Raw genomic sequence first — 7,805 nt, forward strand, 5'->3', positions numbered from 1 at the left:
GCCAGCCCGTCTACTTCAATCCAGCGTCAGCAACGTCCATACCCACAACAACTAGTAGACAATGTGACAGGCGCGTCGCGGCTCCGCGGGGTTGGCATTGAAACGTCATCTCCTCGCAAGAGGGACGAAAGTCACATTTTTGACTTCATGACTAAATCAGGGTTCTTGGCCGTGTGATCACTATGCGGATTGCGTGCGAGTTGCCTATGAATGCGCTGGCAGTGGGTATTTCTAGCAGTCGTGACGGTTGGTTCGACAAGGCAGTACTGCACTTTCGGATCTTAAACCTCCAAAATCGGACAATTTCGCGCTGGTTTTTTCAATTGGAACGACGTAGCGTCCATCGGTGCAATCAATCAGCTAGTTGAGTAGTGAAGTACACGGCAAGTGAAGTGCAGGGCCTGGTTTCGGACTGGGTAAGCCGGAACTCGGTTCTGAGGGGCGGGGAGATCCCGCGGAGGGAAGTCATGTCGTAACACAAGGGGCTGTGGGCTGGTGCCTGGTCGGGGTTAGGGACCACGCATGCGCTCGGCTGGCAACACCTCAGGGCTTGAATCATGTCTTCGAAAGCGAGTGCAGGCTCGGTTCCGGATGCAATTGCGATCAGGAATTTCACACTATCGGCATTTTCGTGCGAATCCAGGAGCAAGCGACTATGCCAATTCATGCGCGATGCGCATGCTCAGGAATCAAGAGGAAATTGGATGACCAGGTCAGTGGCGATTATCGGCAGCAGAGGCTATCCGAGCTACTATGGCGGTTTTGAAACCCTGGTTCGGCGTCTTTCTCCCTATCTGGCCGACTGTGGTTGGGACGTGACCGTCTACGGACGTGACGGGACAACGGATCTGACTGGGAGTGAGCATGATCCGCGGGTGCGATCCGTCACAACGGTCGGTATCGAGACCAGGACATTGAGCACCCTGTCCTACGGACTAAGTTCGGTAGCGCATGCCGCGTGGAAGCGCCCGGATGTTGCTTTCGTGATGAACGTGGCAAATGGCTACTGGTTACCCTTGCTCAAGGCGCGCGGCATCCCGACTTTGGTCAATGTCGACGGTATCGAATGGGAACGGGCGAAATGGAGCAGGCAGGCCAAGGCGGTATTCCGTACAGGTGCTTCGTTGACCGCACGTTTCGGCGATCAATTGGTATATGACTCTCAAGCGCTCGGGGAGAGATGGCAGGCAGACTTCAAACGAGACGGAGTCTTCATACCTTACGGCGGTACAATCCCCGAGAAGTCAGCTCCGCGCAATGAACTCGAATCAGGGTCGTATGCACTGATGGTTGCGAGATTTGTGCCGGAGAATTCCATCGAGGAGTTCTTTGCCGCTGCGGAATTACTAAGTCATCGTTGGACTGTGGTCATTGTGGGCTCGTCCGGATATGGCGGCGAATTCGACAATCGGGCTGAGTCGCTCTCAGCCGGGTCTGATCGGATCCACTGGCTCGGTCATATCAATGACGATAAGTATCTATTCTCGTTGTTCGAACACGCTGGGGTGTACTTCCATGGGCACAGCGTCGGTGGGACCAACCCCGCATTGGTTCAGGCGATGGCCTGCGGGGCGCCAGTAGTGGCGCGAGACACTGCGTTCAACCGTGAGGTGCTCGGGGAGGCTGGAGTATTCGTCGAGCCCGAGTCTTCTGCTATTGCAAGACAATTGGAAATAGTGCTTTCCGACAAGGCGCTCCAGGCGAATCTGCGGGCGAAAGTGTTGGAGCGTCAGGGCGCTGCCTACACATGGGAGGGTGTATGTGCCACCTATGAGAAAACTCTGCGTGCTATGTCCAGGGGCGACGGTGATTGAGTGTTGCTCGTTCGATCAGTGTCGGATCGATTCGGCTTCGACTATACGTGTTGCCGGCTTCGGCGTATCCGACACTGATCAGGAGTCGTGTTCGTCTGGACCTGTCCGATCGTGCGATTGACTTTTCTTGTGTGGTGCGCGCCGACGCGAACATTCTTGAACTGTTGACGTTGGCGACAACGGTGGATAAGTGGTTGGGCAGGAGATCAACGCGTTCGTGCGCGGGCCGAAGGATACAACAGGTTTGGTCAAGAACCGCGAAACGCTCGGCACGCGAGAACGCGGCTCGGCGGTTACGCTTACGGCACCCACATACAACTGGTCGCGCAGATCAGTTTTCATACTGTTTGCCCGCACAAAGTTGAAGAGTCATTGCATTCCGCAATGCCAGCCGAATTATTTCGCAAGAGGGAAGTTCGGTTCCATAGGGTGCCACATCATCAGTGCTCGTAGATCGGCGAGGGCGTTGCAGGTCATATGCGGTGCCCGAACCTTTGATTGTGTTGCCGATCCGGCACCCCTCGGACGATAAGTTATCGTTCCGCACATGGCTCTAGATATCGAGGCAAAGATTCTGCGACGGGTATCCAATCGTGTCGGACAGGAGATGGAGCGACTGCGAGGCGGGACTCGGCGATTCGGTCGTCCAATCTCGTCGTCTGCGTCCATTTTGGGGTATTGGGAACTCGATGCGGTCGAGGAGCCGGAGATATCGACGCCCCCGGGGATTTTGACTATCTCCGGCTGGGCCGCCTCCGAGGATGAAAGCGTCGACGTCGCGGTGCGCCTCAGCGGGAAGTTACTTGCACTTGCAGTCCCGATCTTGTACCGCCCCGACGTAGCTGAGGCTGTTGGAGACTTCGCGGCAAAGAGTGGTTGGTCGTTCGACCTGGAGGTGTCTCCGTCCTGGGCCGGTGAGGTCCTCGAGGTCGTCGCAGTCACGGCCAGATCCCGACGTTCCTTCGGGCGATGGACGATCCGTGTTCTACCCACAGAGGATTCCGGCGACCAGTGTGAAACAGACGTCGTTGTAATCGATGGCGGTGATGATTTATTGGTGTCGGGGGTTGTCGAGGACGTTGAGGTAAGGGATGGCAGCCTCGACGAACCCTGCTCCGGAGCGGTTATTGCGGGACCGGTCGTTGAGGACGTCGTTGTGGTGGATGGCGGTGACTTATTGGTATCGGGAGCTGTCGAGGACGTTGCGGTAACGGATGGCAGCGTCGACGAGCCCTGCTCTGGAGCGGTTATTGCAGGACCGGTCGTTCAGGTCAACGGATGGGTGGTGATCGACGGACAGGCCGCCGACGTCATCGAAATCTGTATCGACGATCAACCGCCGATTCGGGCTCGCCGGTGCGATCCTCGCCCCGATCTCGTGGATGCAGTGGTGGCTCAGGATTTCGGTGCTGGGTATTACGAGTTGGTGGCGATACGGGGGACTGCTGCGACCGACCAGATCACGTTGAAAGTGCGCGCGGTCGGTCGGTCGGGGAAGATCTGGAACTCGACGCCGGTCACCTTCACAGTTGTACAACCGGCACAGCCGGCGGAGCTGCCGAAAGCCGCCTTTGCCCGTGACTTCGAGGTGCCGGTACGTGAACCCTCGGTTAGGCCGCGGATCTGCATCTTTACGCATTCGCTGAGTATCGGCGGCGCAGAGCTCTACCTGGAAGAACTGCTGCTTCGCCTGACGGCTGCCGGCGTCGCGGACTTCATGGTGATCTGCCCCGAAGACGGTGTCATGAGGACGGCTCTGGAGGAGGCGGGCATCGCGGTGCACATCGGTTCGGATCCACCTTCCGATGCTCGCCGATACGTCGATCGCGTCGCCGAGCTGAGCAGTGTGCTGCTGGCGTGGCGCTGTGACGTCGTTATGGTCAACACAATGGGACAGTTCATCGGGGTCGAGGCCGCGTCGGCGCTCGGTCTGCCGTCCGTATGGGTGATTCACGAGTCATTTGGCATCGACGTGTTCAACCGCCTCTTGTGGGGAGATCGCCGAGCAGAGATGCCGGAAGAAGTCGTTGAACGACTTCGCGTCGCGCTGACAACGGCTGATGCTGTGATCTTCGAATCGGAAGCGACGCGTGAGATGCTTCAGCAGATGGAACCGGCTGCAAGGACACGCTGCATCCGTTACGGAATCGAGCTGGACAAGATTACGCAATACGAGCAGACACATGACCGGGATGCGATTCGTCGAGCGTTCGGCTTCTCCCCGGCCGACCGTGTTCTTCTCTGCATGGGCACCCTCACCGAACGTAAAGCCCAAATCCCGCTCGTGAATGAATTCGCTACCGTTCTCGACGAATTCCCGAACGCGAAACTCGTTCTGGTGGGCTATGTTCCGACGGCCTACGGTATCGCAGTCAAGCGACGTGTCGCTGAACTCGGGATAGAAGATTCCGTGCATGTTATCGACGTCGATCCGGATCACTACCGGTGGTACGCATGCGCCGATATTCTGGTCAATGCATCAGATAGCGAATCGCTCCCACGCACATTCCTCGAGGGCATGGCTTTCGGCCTGCCCATACTTGCCACCGACATTTTCGGTACGGCCGAGGTTGTCTCGGACGGTTCCACTGGATGGCTGTTCGAACCGCGTTGCGGATCGCAACTCAGGGAAGGACTGTGTCGTGCGCTGGAGTGCAGCGAGACGGAACTCTCGGAAATGTCCGCACAAAGCCGCAGCGCGTCACGCAGTTTCGACGGGCAAGGCTACGCAACGGAATACAAGGATCTTTTTCTGGAACTCGTGCGCCGATGACGTCAGGTGTTCAGTCACTGTCAGGTAGAGGCGCTGCCGGGGATCGTCGAAAAGGTAGTCGACAGTCACGAGTAGAAACTCTTCAAGGATCCACAGTGCAAGTTGCAGGAATAGTCGAAAACTGGTGAAGGTAAACAGTAGTCAACCCAAGCTGACCCGTTCAGATGCCTCAATGGGTGCCAAGACGGGTAAGCGAAGTAGTAGTGACAGGCTTCGGACTCGGCTGCACCGTGTCGAGGTCACCGTTCACTTTCATCGCCGGTAGCAGTCGAATTCTGTCCAAGTCGAAGAAAGGCTCATAGATCCTGTGTCTGGCCTTCTCAATTCTCAAAGGGAAATTAGTGGATAATTCACTGCTACGTTTCAAATCATTCTGTGAAGAGGTGCTGTCAATCTGCGACGAGGTAGGTGTCAAACCTATTATCTATGGTAGTCTTGCCGTCCGTCATTACACCGGGGATGAAAGTATTCCTGTGAACGACATGGATTTTCTTGTGCCAGATGCATGCCTTGAGAGTGTCTTGACAATACTCAACGACAGGGGAATCGAGCACAGCTTCGATTCTGAGTGGCGTTCCCTAACTCTACTCAAGGGAGATTCCAAGATTGAATTGGATTCTATCGAGTTGTATCACCCTGGAAAACATCATTTCGAGTGCTTCGATTTCTTTGGATCGCCACTGAATATCATCGGCCTCAGTGCCCTTAAGGCTGTATACGATGAAGCCGCTTTGTATGATCCGGAAAATCCTAGTTACAAGAAGAAATGCGACATTCTTCGTGACGTGCCTGAACCGCATCTAGGTGTTGTTGATGGCCCGCCAGCGGGTGGCTGACAGAATAGGTGTCGTCGCTACAGCGGCGCGTGACTCATGAATCGCTTTTGCTCCTTCGGGGCGCACTTACCGGGTTTTGTCCACTCCGTTGTGGCGGAGACGCCGGTCCAGACTTGCTTCGGTGGCTTAATTGGAAACCTGCCACGACCTCGTTGTCGCGAGGTCGTGGTCCGATACAGGCTTGTCCCAAAGTGCTTGGCATGACCCTCATCAGCTGACCGGAACTTGTCAAGGCGGTTGAGTCCAGTAGGTGTCAAGCGGCTGCGGTTTCGGAGTCCTCTGCGGACTTGGATTCGGCGGCTGGTCGGTTGATCCAGCTGTCGGGTAGGTCAAGAATTTTCGGCACGGCTGTGGTGCCCAAACGGTGAGGGTGTTGCTCGCGAGCTGCAACGAGGACACTTCTGCGGTCAGCTGCCTTTCCGGGCGCGAGTCCGAAGTGATCATCGGCGGGAGTGTGCAAGCTGATCCCGGTCGGCCGATGCTCATGGTTGTACCAGTTAGTGAAGCCATCCATGAATTCCCTTGCGCAAGTAGCATCCGAACCGCTCAGGAAACGTCGGCCCGCATTTCAACGTCTTGAACAACGACTCCGAAAATGAAATGTAGTTCGATACCCGCGGACGTGAGTGCGAACGCGTCACCTTGAGGTCCGTCAGAATCGCCGCGACCGTTTTCCTGACTGGTCATGCTTGGTCGAGGACGGATATTTCGCAATTCCCATTCTGGCGCCGAGGACCAGCCCGTCTACTTCTTCAGTCCCGCGTCGGCAACGTCCATACCCACAACAGCTAGTTCGTGATTGGACTGGAATTGAAACGGCCCGGCGTCTGCTCAACCGCACACCAGTGATAACGTGCACGAATCGCTGTGGCTACTCGGTGCTGTCGAATTGGGACTGTTATCCGGGTGTTGATGTAGTTTTTTCGGTCTAAGATGCCAAGTGCGACAGGTGGAACGTGAAAATGCTCGCTCACAGAGGTAACTCGGCCCGCGATGCCCAACCGGGCAGTCCATCGAAGTCCTGTGGTGTACCTGTATTGATTATCCCGATTGGAGTGCTGGCGAATGCAGTATGAAACCACGATTCCGTTCAGCAGGCCGTATCGCACGAAGGAGTCATTGGCGAACATTGAGGCAGTACTGCTCTCCGATCATGCCCACGGAGACGGTCCCTTCACCGCCGCTGCTACCACCAAGCTCAAGTTGATAACCGGGGCGCCGCATATGCTGTTGACGACCTCATGCACACATGCCCTCGAAATGGCCGGCTTGTTACTTGACTTCGGTGTCGGAGACGAAGTAATTATCCCTAGCTTCACGTTTCCCTCCGCAGCAGACTCTGTGGCCTTGCGCGGCGCAACTTGTGTATTCGTGGACATTGATGCTTCCACAGGAAATATCGACCCCGACTCGGTCGCCGCGGCGATCACTTCTCGAACCAAGGCGATTTACGTCATGCACTATGGGGGTGTCGCAGCCGATATGGAGGCATTACTCTCCCTGTCCGAGCAATACGGACTTCCTATAGTCGAAGACAATGCGCACGGCCTTGGAGGCACTTGGCGAGGTAGGAAGTTAGGCACAATGGGAGTGATGGGCACTCTGAGCTTCCATGACACCAAGAACATTCATTGTGGCGAAGGTGGCGCCATTCTGATCAGCGACCAGGTTTTAATGTCGCGCGCGGAGATGATCCGGGAGAAGGGCACCGACCGAGCCAGATTCCTACGTGGATCGGTGGACAAGTACACCTGGCAGGACCTTGGATCGAGCTACCTTCCGAGTGAATTCAATGCGGCGGTGCTTAGTTCCCAACTTGACGAATTCGATATCATCCAATCCAGAAGGCGCTACGTTTGGGATGCGTATTCTCGTGCGCTCCCTGAATGGGCTACTGCGAACCGCGTGCAATTGATGTCGGTACCTGCCGATCATGAACATACTGCACATCTGTTCTACATGCTGACTGCGATAGAACAGGACCGTGACGACTTGATCAGCCACCTTCGAACACTGGGAATTTCAGCACCGTTCCACTACCTTCCACTCGATACGAGCCCTGCAGGCTATAAATTCGGACGCACACCGACGCCATGCGTCAGAAGCATGGACTTCTCGTCTCGTCTGATCCGATTGCCACTGTGGGCGAGTATGGACGACTCACATATCGATCGGGTTGTTCGAGGCGTCACAAGCTTTCGCGCCAGCGTCTGACTGCCGCAATCTCTCAAAGCGACTCTCTACGAGAACGAACTCGAAGTCACAAACGAAGACCTACTGTGTCTCACAGCCCTCATTCCTCGAGCGTCTCAAGACCGTCTACCAGCCTGGTTGGGTCCCTGTGTAGAAGTCCAGTGTCTGTGTGACTTTCGTGTCCGATAA

Annotated in this window: 4 protein-coding genes and 1 pseudogene; 4 read left to right on the forward strand and 1 reads right to left on the reverse strand. The window is 56.0% G+C overall.

Annotated features, from left to right (window positions below; genetic code table 11):
- Positions 1 to 704 precede the first annotated feature (704 nt).
- The 3 genes from H7C86_RS36250 to H7C86_RS36260 all read left to right on the forward strand — a co-directional run bounded on the left by H7C86_RS36250 (position 705) and on the right by H7C86_RS36260 (position 5,423).
- Positions 705 to 1,814 carry a glycosyltransferase gene (locus H7C86_RS36250; protein WP_182263459.1) on the forward strand — a complete coding sequence of 370 codons (1,110 nt, stop codon included), beginning with the start codon at positions 705 to 707 and terminating at the stop codon, positions 1,812 to 1,814.
- A 547-nt stretch (positions 1,815 to 2,361) separates the two neighbouring features.
- On the forward strand, positions 2,362 to 4,587 hold the full coding sequence (locus tag H7C86_RS36255) for a glycosyltransferase family 4 protein (protein ID WP_182263455.1): 2,226 nt from the start codon (positions 2,362 to 2,364) through the stop codon (positions 4,585 to 4,587).
- 341 nt (positions 4,588 to 4,928) lie between these two features.
- A complete protein-coding gene (locus H7C86_RS36260) occupies positions 4,929 to 5,423 on the forward strand; it encodes a hypothetical protein (RefSeq protein WP_182263456.1) in 495 nt (164 codons plus the stop codon).
- A 253-nt stretch (positions 5,424 to 5,676) separates the two neighbouring features.
- Here the strand turns inward: H7C86_RS36260 and H7C86_RS37820 are convergent.
- Positions 5,677 to 6,097 (reverse strand): annotated as a pseudogene (locus tag H7C86_RS37820) (IS3 family transposase); the annotation flags it as partial.
- A gap of 391 nt (positions 6,098 to 6,488) precedes the next feature.
- Here H7C86_RS37820 and rffA point away from each other — a divergent pair.
- Positions 6,489 to 7,637 carry a dTDP-4-amino-4,6-dideoxygalactose transaminase gene (gene rffA / locus H7C86_RS36270; RefSeq protein ID WP_182263458.1) on the forward strand — a complete coding sequence of 383 codons (1,149 nt, stop codon included), beginning with the start codon at positions 6,489 to 6,491 and terminating at the stop codon, positions 7,635 to 7,637.
- Positions 7,638 to 7,805: the final 168 nt, after the last annotated feature.

Source organism: Rhodococcus sp. UFZ-B548 (genome assembly GCF_903819475.1).
In the GTDB taxonomy this organism is placed as follows: Bacteria; Actinomycetota; Actinomycetes; order Mycobacteriales; family Mycobacteriaceae; genus Rhodococcus_F; species Rhodococcus_F erythropolis.